Raw genomic sequence first — 22,451 nt, 5'->3', positions numbered from 1 at the left:
CACGCCGGGCGGTGGCAGGCTGTCGGCGTGCCCGGACCAGCCGCCGACGACTCGTGGAACGCGAAGGCCCGCAACGAGACCCCCACCGAACGTCTCGACCGCAACTGGGGCGATCTGCTGCAGGAACTGCGGGTCACCCAGACGGGCGTGCAGTTCCTCACCGGCTTCCTGCTGACCCTGCCGTTCCAGTCGCGGTTCGCCGACCTCTCGACGATCGAGCGCACGGTGTACCTCGTGACGGTGTCGGCCTCGGTGGCCGCGACCGGCTTCCTGGTGATGCCGGTCAGCCTGCACCGGGTGTTGTTCCGCCGGCACGCGCGCGGGGAGATGGTCCGGGTCGCGCACCGGGCCGCGCTGACCGGTCTCGCGCTGCTCGCCCTCGCCGTGGTCGGGGTGGTCGAGATCGTGTTCGCGGCGATCGCGGGCAACGTCGCGGGGTGGACCGCCGCCGGCGTGGCCGCGCTCGTGCTGCTCGGGCTCTGGGTGGTGCTGCCCCTGCGGCTGCGTCACGACCTGCCGGACGAGGACCTCTGACACCGTGTCCCCGACGCTGCTCGCGATCGAGTCCGCTCCGCAGGACACCCACTTCGTCGTCACCCGTCCGGTGATGTGGCTGTTCATCGCGATCCTCGTGACCTTCGTGGTCACGCGCACGATCACCCGGCACATCCGCAGCCGGTCCGAGAAGGCGGTGCACGCCGACGTCGTCGCCCGCACGACCTCCGGTCCGATCCACGACATCGTCGTCGGGGGCGTGCACATCCACCACACCGTCATCGGGATCTTCCTCATGCTCGGGTCGGGCGTCGCGATGATCGCCACGACGCCGGTCGGCGACGCCCTCAACGCCGCCGCGATCGTGTTCGGGGTCGGGGTCTCGCTGACCTTCGACGAGTTCGCGCTGTGGCTGAACCTCAAGGACGTCTACTGGCAGCAGCAGGGTCAGCAGTCGATCGACGCCATCTTCTGCGTGCTGGCCGCGACCGGCGCGCTCATCGGCGGCGTGGATTTCCTCTCCGGGCGGCCGGGGAGTGCGACGTGGTGGATCTCGGTCGCCTGGCTGCTGGTCGCACTCGCGTGCTCGGTGGTGTGCCTGTTGAAGGGCAAGGTGCTGACCGGGGTGCTCGGGGTGTTCGTGCCGGTCGTCGGGTGGATCGGGGCGGTGCGCGTCGCCAAGCCGGACTCGTGGTGGACGCGTCGCCGCTACCCGGCGGACTCCCGCCGGCGGCGCCGGTCGAAACGCCGGTTCGGTCCGGCGTACGTCGCCCGGTGGAACCGGCTGAAGGACCTCGTCGGCGGCACCCCCGATCCGGTTCCGGCGGCCGTCGCCGAGGAGGATGCGACCTCGTGACAGCTCTCTCGGACGACGTCGTCCCGCTGCTCGCCGCCGTGTCGCCGGAGCGTCGGGAGACGTTCGAGGCGCGGGTGCGGCGGTGGTGGCCGGACGTCGAGGCCGGGCTCGCCGAGGTGTACGACCCCGTCACGCGGGACGGCCTCGCGGCCCGGCTGCTGCGCCTCGCCGCCACCGCGTACGCCGAACGCGATCCCGACCTGCACCGGCTCGACCTGGAACGCACCCTGGCGCCGGACTGGTTCCAGGAGCCGTCGATGCTCGGGTACGCCGCCTACGCCGAGCGTTTCTCACCCGACGGGACGCTCGCCGGGGTCACCGACCAGGTCCCGTACCTGCGCGAACTCGGCGTGACCTACCTGCACCTCATGCCGCTGTTGCAACCGCGCGTGGGCGACAGTGACGGCGGGTACGCGGTGGCCGACTACCGCACCGTCCGCTCCGACCTCGGCACGGTCGAGGACCTGCGCACCCTGGCGCGCGAACTCCGCTCGGTCGGCATCAGCCTGGTGCTCGACCTGGTGCTCAACCACGTCGCCCGGGAGCACGCCTGGGCCGTCGCCGCGCGGGCCGGGGACGAGCGGTACCGCCGTTACTTCCGGGTGTTCCCCGACCGCACCGCGCCCGACGCCTACGAACGCACGCTGCCCGAGGTCTTCCCGGACTTCGCGCCGGGGAACTTCACCTGGGACGACGACCTCGACGCCTGGGTGTGGACGACCTTCAACGCCTTCCAGTGGGACGTCGACTGGTCCAACCCCGACGTGTTCGCCGAGTACGCCGACATCGTCTTCTTCCTGGCCAACCTCGGGGTGTCGGTGCTGCGGCTCGACGCCATCGCGTTCCTCTGGAAGCGGCTCGGCACGAACTGCCAGAACCAGCCGGAGGTCCACGCCCTCACCCGCGCCCTGCGCGCCCTGGTCCGGATCGCGTGCCCCGCCGTCGTCCTCAAGGCCGAGGCGATCGTCGCTCCCGACGACCTCGTGCAGTACCTCGGGCGCGGCCGGCACCACGGCAAGGTCAGCGACCTCGCGTATCACAACACGTTGATGGTGCAGATCTGGTCGATGCTCGCGAGCCGCGACGTCGGCCTCGCGGTGCACGCGCTGCGGGAGCTGCCGGTGGTGCCGTCGAGCACCGCCTGGATCACGTACCTGCGGTGTCACGACGACATCGGCTGGGCGGTCGACGACGCCGACGCCGCCGCGGTCGGGCTCTCGGGCTACGGGCACCGCCGCTTCCTGTCCGACTTCTACGCCGGGGAGTTCCCGGGCAGCTTCGCGCGCGGGCTGGTGTTCCAGGCCAACCCGGCCACCGGGGACCGCCGCATCAGCGGGATGTCGACCGCGCTCGCCGGCCTCGACCTCGCGGTCGCCGAGGGCGACCCGGTGGCGGTCGACCTCGCGGTCCGCCGGATCCTGATCGCGCACGCGATCGTGATGGGGTGGGGCGGCGTCCCGGTGCTCTGGATGGGCGACGAGATCGGCCAGCCCGGCGACCCGGACTGGGCGTCCGAACCCGGTCACGAGGCGGACAACCGGTGGGTGCACCGGCCGCGGATGTCACCGGCCCGGCAGGCCGCCCGCCACGACGCCGACACCGTGGCCGAGCGGCTGTTCACCGGGCTGCAGGGTCTCGCTCGGGCCCGCGCCGCGCTGCCGCACCTGCACGCCTCGGCGGCGTCCCGGGTCGTCGACCCCGCGAACCCCGGCGTGCTCACCGTGGTGCGGTCGCACCCGGTCGGCGACCTGATCGAGCTGTTCAACGTCACCGACAGCTGGCGGCCGTTCCCGACCCGGTACCTCGGCCTCGACGTCGCCGGCTGGCACGACGTGCTCGCCGACGGCCCGGTCCACCCCGGTGCCGACGGCGACGTGTGGCTCCCGCCGTACGCCGCGATGTGGCTGGTGCGGCCGTGAGGCGGTGGGGTGCGATCGTCGCCGGGCTCGCGGTCGTCGCGCTGGTGGCGGGGTGCGGGTCGGACCGCGGAGGCAGCGACGACGGCCCGACGTCGGGGGGCGACACGTCAGGTTCCGTGACGGCGCCGCGGCTGCCCGAGGGCGTGGCGTTGCCGCCCGCGAACGCCCAGTTCGACTACCAGCTCGGCGGGGCGTACGAGCCGCCCGCGGGCGTGACCCTGGTGGCCCGCGACCGGACGGCGTCACCCGCGCCGGGCGTGTTCACCATCTGCTACGTCAACGGGTTCCAGAGCCAGCCGGACGAGAAGAGCTTCTGGTTCGACGACCACCCCGACCTGATCCTGCGCCGGGACGGCAAGCCGGTCTCCGACCCCGGTTACCCCGACGAGTTCCTCTTCGACCTCACCACGGCGGCCAAGCGCAGCGCGGTCGCGGACATCGTCGGCGGGTGGATCGACGGCTGCGAGGCCGACGGGTTCCGTGCGGTCGAGGCCGACAACCTCGACGCGTACACGCGGTCGCGGGGTGGTTACGGGGTCGACCAGGCGCTGGCGTTCGCCGCCCTGCTCACGGCCCGGGCCCACCGCGCGGGGCTGCCGATCGGCCAGAAGAACAGCGCCGACCTCGGCACCCGGGGACGCGATGTGGGCTTCGACTTCGCCGTGGCCGAGGAGTGCCAGGTCTACGAGGAGTGCGGCGACTACACCGACGTGTACGGCGACGAGGTCTTCGAGATCGAGTACACCGACAACGGCGAGGAGGCGTTCCCCGCCGCGTGCGCCGACCACGGCGAGCGGATCTCGGTGATCCTGCGCGACCGCGACCTGGTCCCGCGCGGCGACCCGGGCTACGTCTACCGGGCCTGCTGACCCCGGGCCTGCTGACACCGTCCTGGCGCGATGCGTTCCGCATCCCGCCTTGCTTGTTGACTTGTCGGTCAATATTGTTGACCGCATGGTCAACACGATGCAGGTGCGGGAGATCGACACCCGGCGTGTCAGCGCGCTGGTCGGGCTGTACGTGGTGGTGGTCGTGGCAACGCTCGTCGCGCTGGCGCTGCTGGCCGCGGCGGGCTCCAGCCAGGCGACGTCGGATGCGTGGGTCCACGCCGCGATCGTCGCGTTCTTCGCGGTGCTCCTGCCGTTGCGGTTGCGAGCTGCCCGCCGGGGCAGTCGCGACGCGTGGCGGGCGGTCGGCGTCATCGGTGCCGTCCTGGTCGTCGCCAACGTGGTCGAGGCGGTGCTGCCGGGGCTGTTCCCGGGGTGGATGCGGGTCGAGTGCCTGGGCATCGCGGTGCTGATGGGCGTGGTGGTGGCGCGGGTGGTGCGGGTACGACGGTGACCAGGGCGGCGGTGGGCGGAGCGACGGGGGTGCGATGACGGGGACGACCGCACGGCCGCGGCAACGCCTGTCCGCCGCCGAACGGCGTGAGCAGTTGTTCGCCGCCGCCGTGGAGGTCCTCGCCGAGCACGGCTTCGGGGGCGCGTCCGCCGACGCCATCGCGCGGCGGGCCGGCATCTCGAAAGGTCTGCTCTGGCACTACTTCGAGGACCGCGACGACCTGTTCGAGCAGACGGCCCGCCGGACGTTGAAGACCCTGCTCGAGGCGGTCGGCGCCGCGATCGACCTGACGGCGCCGGCGCCCGAGGTCATCCGCGCCGCCGTCCACGGCGCGGCGGGGCTCCGGCTCACCCACGGCGCGGAGCGGCGCGCCATGAACGAGATCATCCTCAACCTGCGTCGCGAGGACGGCTCGCTGCGTCTCGGCGTCACCGACTTCGACGACGCCTACGCCGCACAAGCCGCCATCTTCCGGCGCGGGCAGGCCGAGGGCGACATCCGGCCGGACCTCGATCCGCTCGTCCTCGCGGTGACGTACCAGGGCGCGGTCGACGGCATGTTGGGCTACCTCGACGCGCACCCCGACGCCGACGCCACGAGTCACGCCGACACCGTCGCCGACGTGCTGCTCGCGGGCGTCCGGTCCTGACCCGACGCTGACCGGATCCGACCCGTCTGCGCGGCGCGGCCGGACCCGTCGCGGCGTGATGATCCGTCCGGTTCGTGACACCTCGCGGGCCCCTGTGTCGTCCACCGCAGGAGACGCCGTGCCCCGCTCCCGTACGTCCTGGCTCGTCGCCGGGATGACCGGTCTCGTCCTCGCCGCCGCCGGCTTGCCCGCCCTCGCGACCCCGACGCCCACCGCTCCGCTCACCGGCGTCGCCGCGCGGCAGGCCGCCCAGCACGCCGACCCGGCGAAGCGTGCCGGGGCGGTGGCGGGTGTGAGCCCGGCCGACGGCGGGGGCGAGGAGGGCGAGGGTGACCCGCTCGAGGTCGCGGACCAGGCCGAGCAGTACGCGAACGAGCGCAGTGCACCGGCCGACTCCGTGTCCGCCGCCGCGCTGCTCGCCGCACGGGCGCAGGCGGCGGCGGTGCCGCAGGCGGCGGCGAGGACGTCCGAGATCACCGACGTGCCGTACGACGCCGAACCGAAGGGATACGAGGACCCGGTCGAGTCGAACGCCGGCGCCGGGTTCGGCCTGGTCTCCGGCCGCACCACCGCCGTGGCAACCCGTGGCACCACCTACTACGCCGGGACGGCCGACGGCGGCGTGTGGAAGTCGGTCGACGCCGGCGCGACGTGGCGCTCGATCTGGGACGGTCAGCCGACGCTGTCGATCGGATCGCTCGCGATCGGCCCGACCGGTGACCTGTGGGTCGGCACCGGCGAGGCCAACACGAGCTCCGACTCCTACCTCGGCACCGGCGTCTACCGCTCGACCGACGGTGGGCGGACGTTCGCCCGCGTAGGTGGCAAGGAACTGGTCGACCACACGAGCTTCCGGCTGCTCGACGACGGCGCGGGCCACGTCTACGACGCCACCAACGCCGGGCTGTGGCGTCACAGCGAGGGCTCCTCGAGCGGGGCGTGGACGCTCGTGCTGAAGCCCGACCCCAACCCGACCGGTTCGCCCTACCTCACCTCGTTCATCACCGACGTCGCGGTGAAGCCGGGAACGGGCGGTCGCACCGTCGTCGCCGCCCTCGGGTGGCGCAACGGGTCGTCGTACAACGGTTTCTACGAGTCGACCCTGGGTGGTGGCGCCGGGTCGTGGTCGAAGCTCACGCTCTCCGGCGCGGTCGACGCGACCGACATCGGCCGCACGACCTTCGCGTACGCGGCAGACGGCAGTCGGCTCTACGCCATCGTGCAGTCGCCCGAGAAGCTGCTCGGCGGAGACGACACCAACCTGCAGGGCGTGTACGTCTCCGCGAACGGCGACCCCGCGGGGCCGTGGACGTTGATCGCGGACTCGGACAAGCTCGGGGCGTCCGGCTCGGCGCTCGCGGACCTCGACGGCTACCACGTCGGCATCCAGTCCTGGTACAACCAGGCGCTCGCCGTCGACCCGAGGAACCCGCTGCACGTGTTCGTGAGCCTCGAGGAGGTCTTCACCAGCACCGACGGCGGCACGACGTTCACGACCGCGAGCCCGTACTGGAACTACGGCCTGGCGTGCGGCGACACCTGCCCGAAGACCACCCACCCCGACCAGCACGCCCTCGCGCTGTCGTCCGACGGCCGGGTCGTCATCGGCAACGACGGCGGGGTCTACAGCCGGTCCGCGTCGCTCACGGGGTCCGGCCACTGGAACGACCTCAACGCCACGCTGCACACCCTGCAGTACTACGACGCCCAGGCCGGCGCGCTCCGCAACGGGGTCGGGTACTGGGGTGGGCTGCAGGACAACGGCAACTCCTACCTGCGCTCCGGTGCCTCGCAGATGAGCGAGCCCGCCGGTGGTGACGGTGGCGAGGTGCTGGTGGACCCGACCAACGCGAACCAGGCCGCGATGGAGTACACCAACCTCGCGGTCTACCGGACCTCCGACGGCGGACACAGCTTCACGACCATCAGTCCGATGTGCGGCTACAACCCTGCGAGCGACTGCGACCCGTCGGCCCGGTTCACCGCGCCGTTCGGTGCCGACCTCCACGACACCAGCCACTGGGTCGCGGCGGGGTCGGAGGTGTGGGACAGCCGGGCCGGCTTCTCGACCGTGTGCGACTCGACCCGGTGCGACTGGACGCCGGTGCACGCGTTCGGGAAGGACGCTGCGGGCGGGCTGGACGTCGGCACGGCGGTGGCCGTGAGCGGCGTGACGACGTACGCGTCGTGGGTCGACTCGGGCGCGAACCCGTCGCCGTCGTTCGCCAGCGGCATCGACACGAACTACGGCGGCACGTGGCACCGCATCGCGAGCCCGGTGCTGCCCAACCGTTACGTCAGCGGCCTGACGGTCGACCCCTCGAACCCGGCGCACGTGTACGCGGTCTACAACGGCTACTCGCGGCGGTGGATCCGGGGTGGCGGGCTCGGCACGGTGTTCGAGTCCCGCGACGGCGGCTCGACCTGGCGCAACATCAGCGGCAACCTGCCCGACGCCCCGGGAGACGGGCTCGCCGTGGTCGGCGGCTCGTTGGTGCTCGGCACCGACGTCGGCGCGTTCGTGGCCAGCTTGGCCAAGCCGACCCGGTGGTCCAGGGTCGCGGGCCTGCCCAACGTCGTCGTCGACAACGTGCGGACGATGCCCGGCAGCACCACCACGGTGCTCGCCGCGACCCACGGCCGCGGGATGTGGGAGGTCACGCTCAAGTAGCGTCCGGTGCCGTGGCCGACGCCCTGCAACGGTTCCTCGACGCCCAGGACGGCGGCGTGCACGAGCGCGCCCTGGCCGAACTGCGCGCCGGCCGCAAGACCTCGCACTGGATGTGGTTCGTGTTCCCGCAGCTCGCGGGCCTCGGCCGCAGCGCCACCGCCCAGCGGTTCGCGATCGCCTCGCTCGACGAGGCGGTCGCGTACGCCGCCCACCCGGTGCTCGGTGCCCGATTGCGGCAGTGTGCAACGGTCCTGCTCGAGCTGCCCGCGACCACGACGGCCGAGGAGGTGTTCGGCGGGATCGACGCGGTCAAGCTGCGGTCGTCGATGACGTTGTTCGCCCGCGCGGTGCCGGACGAGCCGGTGTACGCCGCCGTGCTCGACCGGTTCTTCGCCGGGGTCGCCGACCCCGCCACCGACGAGCTGCTCCGGGGCGCGTGACAGGGTGAGGTGGTGACCTCCTCCGCCGCTCCGTCCGTCGTCGTCATCGGTGCCAACGGCCTGGTCGGCGCCCGGGTGTGCACCGAACTCGCGGAGCGCGGGGCGCAGATCCGGGCCGTGGTCCGGCGGGCCGGCACGGCGCCGGAGCTGCCCGGGCTCGAGGAACACGTCGGCGAGTTCACCGACGCCGCGTTCACGGCCGGCGTCCTTGCGGGCGCCGACGCCGTGGTCACGACGGTGCACCCGATGGGAAGCGACCGCGCGACCCAGGAGCGCATCGGTGTCGAGGGCAACGGTCAGGTCGCCCAGCTCGCCTCCGAGGCCGGGGTCGGGCGGCACGTGCACGTGTCGACCGCCGCGGTCTACGACCGGTCGCCGGGCGTCGGCGACGTCGACGAGGACTCGGCCCTGGTGCCCGACGACGCCGACGACTACGGCGTCACCAAGCGTGACACCGACGCGGCCATCGCGGCCGTCGACGGTCTCACGCGGGTGCTGCTGCGCCCGCCCGCGATCCTCGGCCCCGGCCCGACCTCGGTGTGGAACACCCTGCGCCCGGCCGCCGCGCGCGACGACGAGCGGGCCCGGCACGGCGTGCCGGACAAGACCTTCGCGTGGGTGCACGTCGGCGACCTCGCGATCTTCGCGGCCGACCTCGCCCTCGGCGCGGACGGCCCGGCCGAGGGCGCGTGCACCGCAGTCAACGTCGTCGCGGGGTCCGACCGGATCCGCGACTACCTCGAGGCGGTCACCCGTGCTGTCGGCGTCGACCCGGTGTGGGACGACGAACCGGCGTGGACCGCGGCCCTGCTCGCCGATCGGGCCCGCGGGTGGGGCTGGACCCCGCGCATCGGGCTGCCCGAGGCGCTGGCCGAACTCGAGACAGGCCTGGAGTACGACCTACAGGCCTGACCCGCGGGCGACCTTCTGGTTGCTGGCCTGGGCGATCGGACGCACGACCAGCAGGTCGATGTCGACGTGAGCCGGGCGGGTGACGGCGAAGGCGACACAGTCGGCGACGTCGTCGGCGGACAGCGGGTGCTCCACGCCGGCGTAGACCTTCTCGGCCGCGTCGGTGTCGCCGTGCAGGCGGTTGAGGGAGAACTCCTCGGTCTTGACCATGCCCGGTGCGATCTCGGTGACCCGCACCGGACGGCCGTTGAGCTCCAACCGGAGGTTCTGCACCACGATCGCCGCCCCGTGCTTGGCCGTGACGTACCCCGCGCCGCCCTCGTAGGTGGCGTGACCCGCGGTGGACCCGATCACGACCACGTGGCCGCCCGCACCCGCCTCGAGGGCGGGCAGCAGGGCCTTGGTCACGCGTACGACGCCGAGGACGTTCGTGGCGTACATGCGCTCCCACTCGTCGAGGTCGGCGTCCTCGACCTTGTCGAGGCCGAGGGCGCCGCCGGCGTTGTTCACGAGCACCGCGACGTCGCCGAGTTCAGCCGCGAGGGCCGCCACGGACTCGTCGGACGTGACGTCGAGGGTGACGGCCCGGATGTTCGGCACCTCGGTCGCCAGGGCGTCGAGCCGGTCGCGCCGGCGCGCCGCGGCGACGACGTCGTAGCCCTCGGCCGCGAGCCGCCGTGCGGTGGCCTCGCCGATGCCGCTGCTGGCCCCGGTGACGACGGCCGTGCCGCGATCGTTGCGTGATGCATCGGTCATGCGAAGTGCACTCCTTCGAGTTCGCCGTGCTCGGACAACCAGCGCACAGCGTCGTGCAGGGTCTCGGCCGAGGTGTAACGCGGGGACCAGCCCAGGTGTTCGCGGGCGGCCTCGATGCTCATGACGTGACTCCTCTGCAGGTGTTCGCGGCTCGCCTGGGCGAACTCCGGCGTCGTGGTCGCCTCGAACTGTTCCCAGGTCACCGGCCGCAGCTCCGCCTCGTGACCGAACCAGCCGGCGGCGGCTTCGGCCAGGCCGCGCGTCGACGCGGCGCGTTCCGCGACGACGTGGAACGACCGACCGACCGCACCCGGAGCGTCGACGGCGGCGAGGAACGCACTCGCGACGTCGGCCGCGTGCACGTGCACCATGGTCGCGACGCCGTCGAGCGGCACCGCGAGGGGCTCGCCCGCGGCCAGCGTGCGCCAGACGGTCGGGTCGAGGTTGCCGACCGGGTTGACCACGTGCCAGCCGGGTCCGCTGATGTGGCCGGGGTGCAGGACGGTGGCGGGCAGGCGGTCGGACGCGTCGAGGACGATCTGTTCGACCGCGGCCTTCTGCACGCCGTAGTCGCCGTAGGGCCGGCGCGGGTCCGACTCACGGATCGGCGCGACGACCGTTGCACCGTGCACCCACACTGTGCCGCAGCTGACCAGGCGTTGCACCCGCCCGGCCAGGCCTTCGACCAGCGCCGTGGCCGACTCCGGCGTGAAGCACACCATGTCGACCACGACGTCGGGGGAGTACTCGAGCACCGTGGCCGCGAACGTGCCGTCGGCGTCGAGGGCGTCACGGTCGACCACGACCCGCTCGACCTGCGACCAGGCGTCGTCGGCGCGGTACGGCTCGCGGGTTCCGCGCGCGAACGCGACGACCTCGTGGCCCGCGCGGACCAGGTCCGGCACCAACCAGCTGCCGACGTGCCCGGTCGCACCGACGACGAGGACCCGGCTCACACTCGCCGTCCGACCTCGTCGCGCCAGGAGTGCGTGGGCGTCCAGCCGAACAGTTCCCTGGCCCGGCTGTTGGCCAGGAGCGTCTCGTGCTCACCGACCTCGCGGGTGAGCCGGACCGAGGGGAACACCTCGGCCAGCAGCTCGGCGGACGGGCGCTCCATGACGGTGTCGTCGTTCGCGACGATCGCCGCGCACGCCCCCTCGGGAAGGTCGCTCTCCAGCGCCGCGCGGAAGGCGGCGGCGGAGTCACGACCGTCGATGTAGCCCCAGAGGTTCCACATGCGCTTCGTGGCGTCGTCCTGGTAGCTCGGGAACAGCCGGTAGTCCTCCGGGTCCATCACGTTCGACAGCCGCAACCCGGCGAACGGGATGCCCGACCACTCCGACACGTGGGTCGCCATGGTCTCCCCGACCACCTTCGACAGCGAGTACGTCGTGGTGGGGTGCGGGAAGTGACCCTCGTCGATCGGGGCGTACTCCGGGAGGTTGTCCGGTCCGAAGTCCAGCCCGAGGGTCGTCTCACTGCTCGCCCACACGACCTTCTGCAGCTTGCGGTCGGCCGCGGCGAGGAAGACGTTGCCGTTCATGGCGTTGTTGGTCTCGAGCGTGTGCGCCGAGGCGAACAGGCGCGGCGCCGGGATGTTGGCGAGGTGCGCGACGGCGTCCATCCCGTCCAGCAGTTCCAGGGCCTGACCGTGGTCGGTGAGGTCGGCCCGGGTGAACGGGGCGGGGCAGTCCGGCAGAGCCGGGGCGAGGTCGGTGGCGAGCACGTCGTGGCCCGCGTCGACGAGTTCCCGGACCACCCACTTGCCGGCCTTGCCGGAGGCTCCGGTGACGAGGATGCGCATGGTGAGGAGTCTGCCCACCGGGTCGGTGTTCGCTCCTCGTGGGGGCGGGGATGATGGACGCATGACCGCGTCGCTGCAGGACAAGCTCCTGACCGAACTCGAACCGGTCGTGGCCGAGAACCTCGACCGCCACCTGCGCCTGGCCAAGGAGTGGCACCCGCACGACTACGTGCCGTGGAGCCGGGGCAAGGACTTCGCCTTCCTGGGGGGCGAGGACTGGCGGCCCGAGGACTCCGCCCTGGACCCGGTGGCCAAGACCGCGCTGGTGGTCAACCTGCTCACCGAGGACAACCTGCCCAGCTACCACCGGGAGATCGCGACCCGCTTCGGTCGCGACGGTGCCTGGGGCACGTGGGTGGGGCAGTGGACGGCCGAGGAGGGCCGGCACGCCATCGCGCTGCGTGACTACCTCGTGGTCACGCGCGGGGTCGACCCGGTCGGTCTCGAGCGGCTGCGCATGGAGCACATGACCCACGGTTACGACTCCGGCGACAAGACCATCCTGCAGGCCGTCGCCTACGTCTCGTTCCAGGAACTCGCGACGCGCGTGAGCCACCGCAACACCGGCCGCGCCGCGGGTGACCCGCTCATCGAGCGGTTGCTCGCCCGCGTCGCCACCGACGAGAACCTCCACATGGTCTTCTACCGCAACCTCGCCGCCGCGGCGTTCGACGTCGCGCCCGACGAGACCATGCAGGCCGTCCGCGACGAGGTCGTCGGCTTCGCGATGCCCGGGGCCGGCATGACCGACTTCCTGCGCAACTCCGCGACGATCGCCAAGGCCGGCATCTACGACCTGCGCCTGCACCACGACGAGGTCGTCATGCCGGTGCTGAAGTTCTGGCGGGTGTTCGACCGCACCGACCTCGGACCCGAGGGCGAGAAGGCGCGCGAGGAGTTGGCCACGTTCATGACCGACCTCGACGCCCAGGCCACGAAGTTCGTCGACCGCCGTGAGGCCCAGCGGGCCAAGGCCGCGGCGAAGGTCGGCGCCGCGGGTTGACCCCGCAGTCACGGTCCAGGCGTGCCCATCCCCCGCGCCGTCGCGCGCGCGAACCGGGTCGGTCTCAACCGACTGACCCGACACGTCGTGCCCCACGCGCCGGGGTTCGGCCTGCTGGTGCACCGGGGCCGCAAGTCCGGCCGGGAGTTCCGCACGCCGGTCAACGTCTTCCGGCACGGTGAGGGTTGGCGCATCGCGCTCACCTACGGCGCCGACAGTGACTGGGTCAAGAACGTTCTCGCCGCCGGCGGGGCGAGCGTCGTCATCCGTGGCCGCACTCGGCAGCTCTCCGACCCCCGGCTCGTCACCGACGACACCCTGGCCGGGATCTCAGGCCCCGCGAAGCTCGTGCTGCGCCGCATCCACGTGAACCAGTTCGTCGACTTCCGCGAGAGGTCCTGAACCCGGGGCCTCGGCGATCGGACGAGGTCCCCTGCGTGCGGATCACGACGGGACGGGCGGCAGACTCGGCGGCATGCCGATGCTCGACCTCTACACCGCCGACCCCGACCGTTACGACGGCCGTATGCCCTACCGCCGGACCGGACGCAGCGGGCTGAAGCTGCCCGCCGTCTCCCTCGGCCTCTGGCACAACTTCGGTGACGACAAGCCGATCGAGACCCAGCGGGCCATCCTGCGCCGGGCGTTCGACCTCGGCGTCACCCACTTCGACCTCGCCAACAACTACGGCCCGCCCTATGGCACGGCCGAGATCAACTTCGGCCGCATCTTCCGGGAGGACTTCGCCCGGCACCGCGCCGAACTGGTGATCTCCACCAAGGCCGGGTGGGACATGTGGCCCGGGCCGTACGGCGAGTTCGGCTCGCGGAAGTACATGCTCGACTCCCTCGACCAGTCGCTGGAGCGGATGGGGCTCGACCACGTCGACATCTTCTACAGCCACCGCTTCGACCCCGACACCCCGCTCGAGGAGACGATGGGCGCGCTGGACTTCGCCGTCCGCAGCGGCAAGGCCCGCTACGTCGGCATCTCCTCGTACTCGGCGGAACGGACGCGTCAGGCCGTGGCGATCCTGCGTGAGCTCGGCACGCCGCTGCTCATCCACCAGCCGTCGTACTCGATGTTGAACCGGTGGGTCGAGGAGGGCCTGCTCGACGTCCTCGGCGAGGAGGGGATCGGCTGCATCGCGTTCTCCCCGCTCGCACAAGGGATGTTGACCAACCGCTACCTCCACGGCATCCCCGAGGGCTCACGCGCGTCGGAGAACAAGTCGCTCGACACCGACCTGCTCAGCGAGGAGAACCTCGGTCACATCCGAGCCCTCAACGACATCGCGACCGGGCGCGGTCAGACCCTCGCGCAGCTCGCGATCAGCTGGGTGCTGCGCGACGAGCGGGTGACCTCGGCGTTGATCGGCGCGTCCTCGGTGCAGCAGCTCGAGGACAGCCTGGCGGCCGTCGCGGGCCCGCCCGTCACCGACGAGGAGCTCGCCGCCATCGACGTCCACGCGGTCGACGGCGGCATCAACCTCTGGGCCGGTCCCAGCACCGCCTGAGTCCGCGCCGGGTCACCCGAGCCGCGCCCACTCCAGGGACGCGGGTCGGGTGGCCAGGGCGACGACGACGGCTGCGACCGCGACCTCGACCAGCGGCACGATCCCGGCGGCCGACGCGGTGAACAGCAGGGTCACGCCGAACAGGAACGCCGGCACGGCCGCGGCGATCTGCGCGATCGACAGCCACAGCAACCGTTGCGTGCGCGGGCGCGGCCCGCCCTCGCGGATCAGCACCAACGGCACGGCGAGAACGGCGACGAAGAACAGCGCCACCAGCGAGAACCCGACCGCGAGGAACACCGACAGCCCGCCGACGACCTCCTCGTCACGGCTGGACCCGATCGCGGCGAGCACCACGGCGGCCACGATCGCCAGCACCGCGATGACGATCTGCGCGACCACCAGGCGTCGCAACCACACCACCGTCGACGGCGGCGGCGATTCGGGCACGCCCGGAGCCTAGTGACGCTCCTCGCCGGCGGGGCGGTCGCCGCCGACCCGGACGGCCAGCAGCGCGACGTCGTCGCGCTGACCGACCGCGGCGAGGTCGGTGACCACCTTGTCGAGCAGCGTGTCGAGGGACTCCGCGCCGAGATCGCGCAGCACGCGGGCGAGCTCGAGCAGCCGGGCCTCGAGGTCCTCCCCGCGGCGCTCGATGAGGCCGTCGGTGTAGAGCAGCAGCGTCGACCCCTCCGTCACGACCGTCTCGTACGTGGCACGACCCGTCCCGGGGACGACCCCGAGCGGTGGGTCGACGACGTCCGGGCGCAGCAGCGTCACCACGCCGTCCGGGTCGAGCACGGCCGGCGGGAGGTGGCCCGCGTTCGCCCACCGCATCGTCACCGTGCCGTCGGCCGAGGGGTGCAGGTGGGCGGTGACCACGGTGGCGTAGGTGCCCGGGCCGAGGTGGGCGCTGATCTCGTCGGTGGTGGCGAGGACCTCGGCGGGGGAGTGGTCGACCGACCAGGCGGTGGCCCGCATGATCGTGCGCAGCTGCGCCATGGACGAGATGGCCGCGACGTCGTGGCCCATGACGTCGCCGATGGTGACCACCGTGGCGCCGTCGGCCCGCTGGAAGGTGTCGTACCAGTCGCCGCCGACCTGTCGGTCGACATCGGCCGGCCGGTAGAGCGTGGCGACCTGCACGCCCTCGCCCGGCGGGGCGACGGTGAGCATGCTCCGTTGGACCGACTCCGCCAGGGTCCGGATGCGGGCCGCCGACCACGCCGCGTCGAGCACCGCCCCGGCACGGGCTGCGACCTCCAGGGCCGTCTGCACCTCGGCGGGGGTGTGCGGCCCGCGGGCCGGCGTGGTCACCAGGGTGAGCGCACCGAACACCCGGCCGTGCGAGGTCAGCGGGGCGACGACCGCCGCGTGGGGGGTGAGCACCTCGGTGAGCGCCGCGACCTCGGCGTCGCCGACCGCGCGGGCGACGAAGTCCGCGTCGATGTCGGTGATGACCACCGGCTCGCCGGTCCGCAGCACCGTGGCGAGCGGGGAGTTCGGTGTCATCGCGCCGGACCGGCGGGCGGCGTAGGCACCGACGTCGGGCGCGGCGGCGGCGTCGCGGTGGGCGAACCCCGGGTCGTGGACGCGACCCTCGGCGTCGACGAGCGTGACGATGCTCCAGTCGGCGAGCTGGGGCACCACCAGGTGGGCGAGCCGGCCCACCGCGGCCTCGATGTCGTCGCCGGAGGCGAGCATCTCGCTGGCCTGCACGAGCAGCGTGAGCCGCCGGCCGGCCGCCTCGGCGTCCGCCCGGGCGGCCCGGGCCCTCGCGTAGCTCGCCGAGTTGTCCAGGGCCGACGCCGCGTGGCCGGCGACCTCGCGCGCCAGGGCGATCTGCTCGGCGGTGTACGGGGAGTCGCCGTAGATGCCGAGCACCCCGACCGTGCGGCCGCGCGCGACCATCGGCACCTGCAGCGAGGCCGTCGGTGCGAGGTCGGTGAGCAGGTCGCTCGCCTCCCCGGCGGGCATCTGCTCCCGGACCGTCCGAGGGACGTCGTCGACCACCACGACCTCGTGGGAGGCGGCCGCGCGACCGGCCAGCGTGTGGGCGAACGGGGCCGCCCCGAGGCGGGCGACGGCGAAGCGGGCGACGGTGTCCCGTCGACCGGGTTCGACGTGCCAGGTGCCGGCGTCGACCAGCGCGCCGTCCTCGACGAGCGACACCACGCTCCACGTGCCCAGTTCCGGTAGCACCAGGCGGGCGAGCGTGCCGACGTTCGCGGTGACGTCCAGTTCGGCGCTCAACGCCCCCGCCACCCCGGCCGCGATCTCGCGGTGGCGGGCGAGGACCGCCAGCCGGTCGGCCGCTCGGCGGCGGGCCGTGACGTCGAGGAAGTACAGGGCGATCCCGCCGCCGGCGACCGGCTCCACCCGCAGTTCGAACCAACTGTCGAGGCCGGGGTAGAACGCCTCCATGCTCTGGGCGACCCGGGTCTCCATGACCGAGCCGTAGACCTGACCGAACTCCAGCTCGCGGGCGCCGGGGAACTCGTCCCACATGTTGCGCCCGACCAGCTCCTCGGCGCGGCGTCCGAGGACCCGTTCGCCGGCGAGGTTGACGTGGGTCATCGTCCAGTCGGGGTCGAGCCGGACGTAGCCCACCGCCATCGTCTCGAGCAGGGAGTCGGCCGGGTCGGGACCGCGCGCGTCGGTCGTCACCCGTCCACCTCCCCCCGTCCGTGCGGTGCTGACACGGGCCTCCGGTGTCCGGCGGGCGTCAGCATTCCACGGACGGCGGGCCCGTGCCGGGTCGACGGCGTCCCGGGACGTGACCGGGTGCCGGACCGTGTCTCAACCGCCGAGGTCGACGTCCACCACGAGCGGGGCGTGGTCCGACGGCCCCTGACCCTTGCGGGCGTCGCGGTCGACCCACACGTCGGTGACGCCCGCGGCGAACGCGGCGTCGGCGAGCGCGAGGTCGATGCGCATGCCGCGGCCCTTCTGGAACCCGAGCATCCGCATCTCCCAGAACGTGTAGGGCGGCCGGGCGTCGTCGGGGTCGGCCGAGGCGCGCGGCACGAGGTCGACCAGGTCGTCGTCGGCGCCGGACGCGTGCCGCACCCGCGTGAGCGCCGCGCGCTCCTCTGGGGTGACGTGGGTGTGGCCGTCGAACGCGGCGATGTCCCAGACGTCGTCGTCGTGCGGGGCGACGTTCCAGTCGCCGAGCAGGGCGTACGGGGCGTCGGCACCGAGGGCCTCACGCTCGAGGCGGGCCTGGTGGGCGACGGCGGTGAGGAAGTCCAGCTTGTACGCGAAGTGCGGGCTGCCGACGGTCCGGCCGTTGGGGACGTACAGCGACCAGAGCCGCACCCCGCCGCAGGTGGCGCCGATCGCGCGCGGTTCGGTGACGCCCTCGAACTGCGGCTGGTCGACCAGCCCCCGGGTGACGTCGTCGAGGCCGACCTGCGAGGCGATCGCGACGCCGTTCCACCGGCCGTCGCCCAGGTGTTCGCTGGCGTAGCCGAGCGCCTCGAGTTCGGCGGCGGGCCAGGACTCCTGCGTCGCCTTGGTCTCCTGCATCAGCAGGACGTCGGGCCGGCGGTCGCCGAGCCACTCCAGCAACCGGGGGAGCCGGGCCTTCACCGAGTTGAGGTTCCAGGTCGCGATCCGCACGGCCCCGATCGTCCCGCACGCCGCACGGGGCGGGATCAGCGGGCGCGCAGTCCCCGGTCGGTGAACGCCACCAGCCAGGCGAAGCTCTCGTCGACGTCGGCCGCCCACTGGAACCCGCCGTCGGCCTGCAGGGTGGCGAAGCCGTGCAGCAGGCTGCGCAGCAGCCGCAGGGCGTGGTCGGTGTCGGACGGCGCGATGTCGTAGCCGCGCAGGACGGCGGTGAACACGTCCATCAGCCGGGCGCTCGCCACCAGGAACGGATCGTCCGCGCCGGTCGGGACGAGCCCGACGGTGGCGGCGTACCGGCCCGGGTGCCCGACCACGAACGCCCGGAACGCCTGCGCGGCCGCCGCGAGCGCGTCCGCCCCCGCGTACCCCTGGATCGCGGCGCCGACCGCGTCCGCCGCCTGCTCGGCCGCGAGCGCGGCGATCCCGCGGACCAGGTCGTCGAGGCCGGTGACGTGCTTGTACAGCGAGGGGGCGCGGACGCCGACGCGCTCGGCCAGCAAGCCCATCGTCAGTGCGGGCAGGCCGACCTCGTCGGCGAGGGCGGCGCCGGCCGTGACCAGGCCCGCCCGGTCCAGGCCCGCCCTAGGCACCGACGGCCTCGGAGCGCAAGAACGTCACGACGAGGTCGGTCACCTGCTCGGGGAACTGGTCGTGCGGGTAGTGGCCGGCGCCGGCGACGACCTCGAGCTGCCCGCGGCCGTCCGGGAGGGCGTCGAGGATCTTCGTGCCCTCGCCGCGGGGGTCGGCCCAGTCAGGGTCGAGGTCGCCCATGACGACCAGGACGGGGCAGTTGACGTCCGCCAACCGGCTGCCGGCGTCCTTCGCCGAGCCGGTGCCCATCTTCTTCAGCGCCTTCATGCGGCCGGGCTCGCGCAGCATCGCGGTGATGCCGTCGAGGCGGGCGCTCCAGTCGGCCGGGCGCGCGCCCGGGGTGGCGATCTCGAGGTAGCGGCGCCAGGCGCCCACGCTGCCGAGGCCGGCGGCGCAGAGCAGGCGCCACGCGCCCTGGCGGACCCGCCGGGTGCGCAGGTCGCCCAGGGCGATCGACGCGTCGCGGGTGAACGGGGCCAGTTCGACCACAGCGGTGACCAGCGACGGTTCGGTGGCCGCGGCGATGGTGGCGGCGCCGCCCGCGATCGAGTGGCCGACCACGACGGCCGGGCCGCCGAGGTGGCGGATGACCGCGAGCAGGTCGCCGGCGATCGCCGTCCGGGTCCACTCCGGCCAGTCGACGCTCGACTCGCCGCAGCCGCGCAGGTCGACCGCGGCGACCCGGTAGCCCGCGGCGACCAGCCCGGGGACGACCCGGCGGTAGGCCGCGCGGCTGTCACCCATCCCGTGGGCGAGCACGACGAGCGGACCGCTGCCGGTCACCTCGTACGCGAGGGTGCCGCCGTCGACGGCGAGGTGTTCGGTCATGACGTCCTCCAGTTGGCTAATGGTGTTAGCCAAAAGCTACGACCATTAGCCGGGCGCGTCAAGCCCCGGCCTTCACGGATCTGTCGGGCCGGTCAGCGCACCGCCCCTCGGGCCCGGAGGGCGGCGACCTGGTCCCCGGTGCGGCCGAGGTCGCGCAGCACGGCATCGGTGTCCGCGCCGGGTGCCGGCGACGGTCCGGCGACGGTGAGCGGGGTGTCGGACAGCCGGGGGGCGGGCGTCGGGACCGGCCCGTCGTCGGTGGCCACGGTCGTCCCGCGGGCGAGCGCGGCGGGGTCGGCCGCCGCCTCGTCGGGGGACAGCACCGGCTCGACGCAGGCGTCGGACCCCTTGAACGCCGCCGCCCACTCGTCCCGGGTGCGGGAGGCGAAGACCCTGGCCCAGACGGCCTTGCCGGCGGGCCAGCCGGCGGGGTCGAACCGACGCTCGGGGGAGATCAGGTCCCACTCGGTGTCGTCGACGAACGCGCGGGCGTCGGTGAGGCGGAGGAGCTCGGCGTAGAACTTCTCCTCCAGCGCACCCACCGCCACCCACCGCCCGGTGGGGGCCGACGGGTCGTCGTCGGCGCAGGCGTAGACCTCGTAGAACGGCGCGCCGGTGTCGAGCAGGTTCGCGCCGGGCGGCGCTCCCCACGTGCCCATGCGTTCCAGGCCGGTGAGGAACGTGGCGAGGTAGCCGACGCCGTCGACGATCGCGGCGTCGACGACCTGTCCACGGCCGGTGGTCGCCCGGGCCACCAGGGCGGCGAGGATGCCGGCCAGGGCGGGCATCGAGCCGCCGCCGAAGTCGCCCAGCAGGTTCGTCGGCGGCACGGGCTTCTCACCGGCCCGGCGGAAGCGGGCGAGGTTCCCCGAGCGGGCGAGGTAGGTGATGTCGTGGCCCGCGGTCGTGGCCAGCGGGCCGTCCTGGCCCCACCCGGTCATCCGGCAGTACACCAGCCGCGGGTTGCGTTCCAGGCACGCCTCGGGTCCGAGGCCCAGCCGCTCGGTGACGCCCGGGCGGAACCCCTCGAGCAGCACGTCGGCCCGCTCGACGAGGTCCATGACCACGGCGAGGCCCTCGGTCTGCTTGAGATCGACCCCGATCGAGCGGCGGCCGCGGGCGACGACGTCACGGGTGCCGCCCGGGTAGAGGCCGTCACCGCCGCGGTCGATGCGGACCACCTCGGCGCCCATGTCGGCGAGCACCATGCAGGCCCACGGGCCCGGCCCGAGGCCCGCGAGTTCCACGACGCGGATTCCGGCGAGCGGTCCGCTCGCAGCCGGGCCACTCACGACAGGTTCGCCATGAGCACCTCGCCGGACGCGCAGAGCCGCCCGGCGCCGTCGGTGATCTCGCACCGCCACAACTGTTGCACTCTGCCACGATCGACCGGTGTCGCCCGGGCGGTGAACGGACCGACGGTGTCGAGGTCGAAGACCGTGGTGTGGTTGGACATCCCGACCGCGCGACCACCCGCCTCGGTGCCCCACCAGACCGCCGCGCCGACGCTGCAGGTCGTCTCGACCGCGGCGGTGTAGGCGGCGGTCTCACCGACGGGCCCGTCCCACCGCACGGCCGCGGCGTCACCCGACGCCTCGACCACCGTCATGCCGAACGCGGCGAGGTAGGCGCCCGTCGGTGTGCTCGAGGGATCCGCCGGGTCGAAGTCGGCCAGAGTGCGGTCGGAGGTCACGGAAGCGGACGCTACCGTCGCCGGATGACCGAGCAGGCGACGGCGGGCGAGGTCACCGAACGGGCCCGGCGGCAGGTCGGCGGGTTGCTCGCCCGCGGCGTCCGGCCCGGTGACTGGGTGGCCTTCCTCGAGCCCGGCAGCGTCGACCTGCTCGCCGCAATCCACGGCTGTCTGCTCGCGGGGATCGCACCGGTCGTCCTCAGCCCGGGCCTCACCGCCCACGAGCGGGACGAGCTCCTCACGGACCTGCCGGTCCGGGTCGTCGGCGACCTCACCCCCGGCCCGCCGGCCGACCTCGGCCCGTTCCACCGCGCCCGGCCCGTGCACGTCACCTCCGGCACGACCGGTTCACCGAAGGCGGTCTGGAGCGGATGGCTCGACGCCGACGCCGCGAGCGCGCTGCACGCCGAGGAGCGGGAGGTCTGGGGGCTGAGCGCGGACGACGTCCACCTGGTGCTGGCGCCGCTCTCGCACTCCGCACCGCTGCGGTTCGCCCTCAACACCGTGCTGGCGGGCGGATCGGTCGTCGTGCTGCCGAAGTTCGACGCCGCCACCGCGGCGGCGGCGATCGCCCGGTACCGCCCGACCACGACGTTCGCCGCGCCCGCCCACCTGCAACGGTTGCTCGACGTGCCGGACCTGGACACCAACAGCTTCCGGCTGGTGGCGCACGCCGGTTCGCCGTGCCCGGAGCGGGTGAAGCGGGCGGCGCTCGCCACGTTCCCCCCGGGCGTGGTGACCGAGTTCTACGGCTCGACCGAGGCGCAGTTCACCGTGTGTCCGCCGGAGGAGTGGCTGGCGCACCCCGGCACGGTCGGCCGCGCCCGCCCCGGGCGTGAGCTGCGCGTGCGCGACGGGCGGGTGTGGGTGCGGCTGCCCGCCCACGCCCGGTTCACCTACTTCGACGCGCCCGCCAAGACCGCGGCGGCGTGGGACGACGACTGGTTCACCGCGGGCGACCTCGGCGACCTCGACGACGACGGACGGCTGTTCCTGCGTGGGCGCGACGGCGACCTGGTCATCACCGGCGGCGTCAACGTCTACCCCGCGGAGGTCGAGCGGGCGCTCGCCGAACTCCCGGGTGTCGAGGCGGTCGTGGTCTTCGGGGTCCCCGACGAGCGCTGGGGCGAGCAGGTCCGGGCGGTCGTCGAGGGCTCCGTGACGCCTGAAGCGGTCGGCGCCTGGGCGGTCGAGCGGCTCGCGGCACCGAAGCGACCCAAGCGTGTGACGGTCGTCGCGGCCCTGCCGCGGACCCACAGCGGCAAGCCCGATCGGCGGGCGGCGCAGCGGCTCGGTTGACCTGTTCCCGACACGCTCCTGGTTACGGACAGATGTCCTGCGCGTGGA

The 22,451-nt window shown here is 73.3% G+C and carries 23 protein-coding genes; 13 read left to right on the top strand and 10 right to left on the bottom strand.

The annotated features are described in order from the left end of the window. Positions 1–27: 27 nt before the first annotated feature. The 9 genes from ACXR2U_RS08270 to ACXR2U_RS08230 all read left to right on the top strand — a co-directional run bounded on the left by ACXR2U_RS08270 (position 28) and on the right by ACXR2U_RS08230 (position 9,283). Positions 28–534 (top strand): DUF6328 family protein, encoded by a 507-nt coding sequence (locus tag ACXR2U_RS08270; protein WP_458824494.1) that lies wholly within the window; start codon positions 28–30, stop codon positions 532–534. A gap of 4 nt (positions 535–538) precedes the next feature. After that, positions 539–1,351 (top strand): hypothetical protein, encoded by an 813-nt coding sequence (locus ACXR2U_RS08265; RefSeq protein WP_458824493.1) that lies wholly within the window; start codon positions 539–541, stop codon positions 1,349–1,351. Further along, positions 1,348–3,270 carry an alpha-amylase family protein gene (locus ACXR2U_RS08260; RefSeq protein ID WP_458824492.1) on the top strand — a complete coding sequence of 641 codons (1,923 nt, stop codon included), beginning with the start codon at positions 1,348–1,350 and terminating at the stop codon, positions 3,268–3,270. Before ACXR2U_RS08265 ends, ACXR2U_RS08260 begins: the two co-directional genes overlap by 4 nt. Then, on the top strand, positions 3,267–4,139 hold the full coding sequence (locus ACXR2U_RS08255; RefSeq protein WP_458824491.1) for an endo alpha-1,4 polygalactosaminidase: 873 nt from the start codon (positions 3,267–3,269) through the stop codon (positions 4,137–4,139). Before ACXR2U_RS08260 ends, ACXR2U_RS08255 begins: the two co-directional genes overlap by 4 nt. An 85-nt stretch (positions 4,140–4,224) precedes the next feature. Next, positions 4,225–4,611 (top strand): hypothetical protein, encoded by a 387-nt coding sequence (locus tag ACXR2U_RS08250; RefSeq protein WP_458824490.1) that lies wholly within the window; start codon positions 4,225–4,227, stop codon positions 4,609–4,611. 34 nt (positions 4,612–4,645) lie between these two features. Further along, positions 4,646–5,260, top strand: coding sequence for a TetR/AcrR family transcriptional regulator (locus tag ACXR2U_RS08245; protein WP_458824489.1), 615 nt, complete (start codon positions 4,646–4,648; stop codon positions 5,258–5,260). Positions 5,261–5,378: 118 nt separating this feature from the next. Then, positions 5,379–7,931: a glycosyl hydrolase gene (locus ACXR2U_RS08240; RefSeq protein ID WP_458824488.1), complete on the top strand. Its 2,553-nt coding sequence runs from the start codon at positions 5,379–5,381 to the stop codon at positions 7,929–7,931. An 11-nt stretch (positions 7,932–7,942) separates the two neighbouring features. Then, on the top strand, positions 7,943–8,371 hold the full coding sequence (locus tag ACXR2U_RS08235) for a DUF1810 domain-containing protein (protein WP_458824487.1): 429 nt from the start codon (positions 7,943–7,945) through the stop codon (positions 8,369–8,371). A gap of 12 nt (positions 8,372–8,383) precedes the next feature. After that, the gene (locus tag ACXR2U_RS08230) at positions 8,384–9,283 is read left to right on the top strand and encodes an NAD-dependent epimerase/dehydratase family protein (protein WP_458824486.1); all 900 of its coding nucleotides are present in this window, start codon (positions 8,384–8,386) and stop codon (positions 9,281–9,283) included. On the opposite strand, the gene ACXR2U_RS08225 is transcribed toward ACXR2U_RS08230, so the two are convergent. From ACXR2U_RS08225 to ACXR2U_RS08215, 3 genes are read right to left on the bottom strand one after another with little or no spacing between them, the layout of a single operon-like run. Further along, complete coding sequence (locus tag ACXR2U_RS08225) at positions 9,272–10,039, bottom strand: SDR family NAD(P)-dependent oxidoreductase (protein WP_458824485.1); 768 nt, start codon at positions 10,037–10,039, stop codon at positions 9,272–9,274. The genes ACXR2U_RS08230 and ACXR2U_RS08225 overlap by 12 nt on opposite strands. Next, entirely contained in the window at positions 10,036–10,995 is a 960-nt protein-coding gene (locus ACXR2U_RS08220) for an NAD-dependent epimerase/dehydratase family protein (RefSeq protein WP_458824484.1), read from the bottom strand. The genes ACXR2U_RS08225 and ACXR2U_RS08220 overlap by 4 nt, the downstream gene beginning before the upstream one ends. Further along, on the bottom strand, positions 10,992–11,843 hold the full coding sequence (locus ACXR2U_RS08215) for an NAD-dependent epimerase/dehydratase family protein (protein ID WP_458824483.1): 852 nt from the start codon (positions 11,841–11,843) through the stop codon (positions 10,992–10,994). The genes ACXR2U_RS08220 and ACXR2U_RS08215 overlap by 4 nt, the downstream gene beginning before the upstream one ends. Before the next feature lie 61 nt (positions 11,844–11,904). On the opposite strand from ACXR2U_RS08215, the gene ACXR2U_RS08210 reads away from it, so the two are divergent. The 3 genes from ACXR2U_RS08210 to mgrA all read left to right on the top strand — a co-directional run bounded on the left by ACXR2U_RS08210 (position 11,905) and on the right by mgrA (position 14,362). After that, positions 11,905–12,846 carry an acyl-ACP desaturase gene (locus ACXR2U_RS08210; RefSeq protein ID WP_458824482.1) on the top strand — a complete coding sequence of 314 codons (942 nt, stop codon included), beginning with the start codon at positions 11,905–11,907 and terminating at the stop codon, positions 12,844–12,846. A gap of 21 nt (positions 12,847–12,867) precedes the next feature. Beyond that, positions 12,868–13,248: a nitroreductase family deazaflavin-dependent oxidoreductase gene (locus ACXR2U_RS08205; protein ID WP_458824481.1), complete on the top strand. Its 381-nt coding sequence runs from the start codon at positions 12,868–12,870 to the stop codon at positions 13,246–13,248. A gap of 73 nt (positions 13,249–13,321) precedes the next feature. Next, positions 13,322–14,362: an L-glyceraldehyde 3-phosphate reductase gene (gene mgrA, locus ACXR2U_RS08200; protein ID WP_458824480.1), complete on the top strand. Its 1,041-nt coding sequence runs from the start codon at positions 13,322–13,324 to the stop codon at positions 14,360–14,362. 12 nt (positions 14,363–14,374) lie between these two features. On the opposite strand, the gene ACXR2U_RS08195 is transcribed toward mgrA, so the two are convergent. The 7 genes from ACXR2U_RS08195 to ACXR2U_RS08165 form a co-directional block, all read right to left on the bottom strand. Next, positions 14,375–14,812 (bottom strand): hypothetical protein, encoded by a 438-nt coding sequence (locus ACXR2U_RS08195; protein WP_458824479.1) that lies wholly within the window; start codon positions 14,810–14,812, stop codon positions 14,375–14,377. Positions 14,813–14,821: 9 nt separating this feature from the next. Next, positions 14,822–17,029 carry a SpoIIE family protein phosphatase gene (locus ACXR2U_RS08190; RefSeq protein WP_458824478.1) on the bottom strand — a complete coding sequence of 736 codons (2,208 nt, stop codon included), beginning with the start codon at positions 17,027–17,029 and terminating at the stop codon, positions 14,822–14,824. Positions 17,030–17,161: 132 nt separating this feature from the next. Further along, positions 17,162–17,983, bottom strand: a complete 822-nt coding sequence (locus ACXR2U_RS08185) for an exodeoxyribonuclease III (RefSeq protein WP_458824477.1) — start codon at positions 17,981–17,983, stop codon at positions 17,162–17,164. Between the two features lie 35 nt (positions 17,984–18,018). Continuing rightward, on the bottom strand, positions 18,019–18,552 hold the full coding sequence (locus ACXR2U_RS08180) for a TetR/AcrR family transcriptional regulator (protein ID WP_458824534.1): 534 nt from the start codon (positions 18,550–18,552) through the stop codon (positions 18,019–18,021). A 22-nt stretch (positions 18,553–18,574) separates the two neighbouring features. Next, positions 18,575–19,411, bottom strand: coding sequence for an alpha/beta fold hydrolase (locus ACXR2U_RS08175; protein ID WP_458824475.1), 837 nt, complete (start codon positions 19,409–19,411; stop codon positions 18,575–18,577). Positions 19,412–19,503: 92 nt separating this feature from the next. Then, the gene (locus tag ACXR2U_RS08170) at positions 19,504–20,703 is read right to left on the bottom strand and encodes a CaiB/BaiF CoA transferase family protein (protein WP_458824474.1); all 1,200 of its coding nucleotides are present in this window, start codon (positions 20,701–20,703) and stop codon (positions 19,504–19,506) included. Continuing rightward, positions 20,700–21,104 (bottom strand): PaaI family thioesterase, encoded by a 405-nt coding sequence (locus ACXR2U_RS08165; protein ID WP_458824473.1) that lies wholly within the window; start codon positions 21,102–21,104, stop codon positions 20,700–20,702. Before ACXR2U_RS08165 ends, ACXR2U_RS08170 begins: the two co-directional genes overlap by 4 nt. A gap of 24 nt (positions 21,105–21,128) precedes the next feature. On the opposite strand from ACXR2U_RS08165, the gene ACXR2U_RS08160 reads away from it, so the two are divergent. Then, on the top strand, positions 21,129–22,403 hold the full coding sequence (locus ACXR2U_RS08160; protein ID WP_458824472.1) for a class I adenylate-forming enzyme family protein: 1,275 nt from the start codon (positions 21,129–21,131) through the stop codon (positions 22,401–22,403). Positions 22,404–22,451 lie beyond the last annotated feature (48 nt).

This window comes from Jatrophihabitans sp. YIM 134969 (assembly GCF_054456675.1).
Note: the sequence above shows the minus strand (reverse complement) of the source record. Positions and strands in the feature narration are given on the sequence as shown.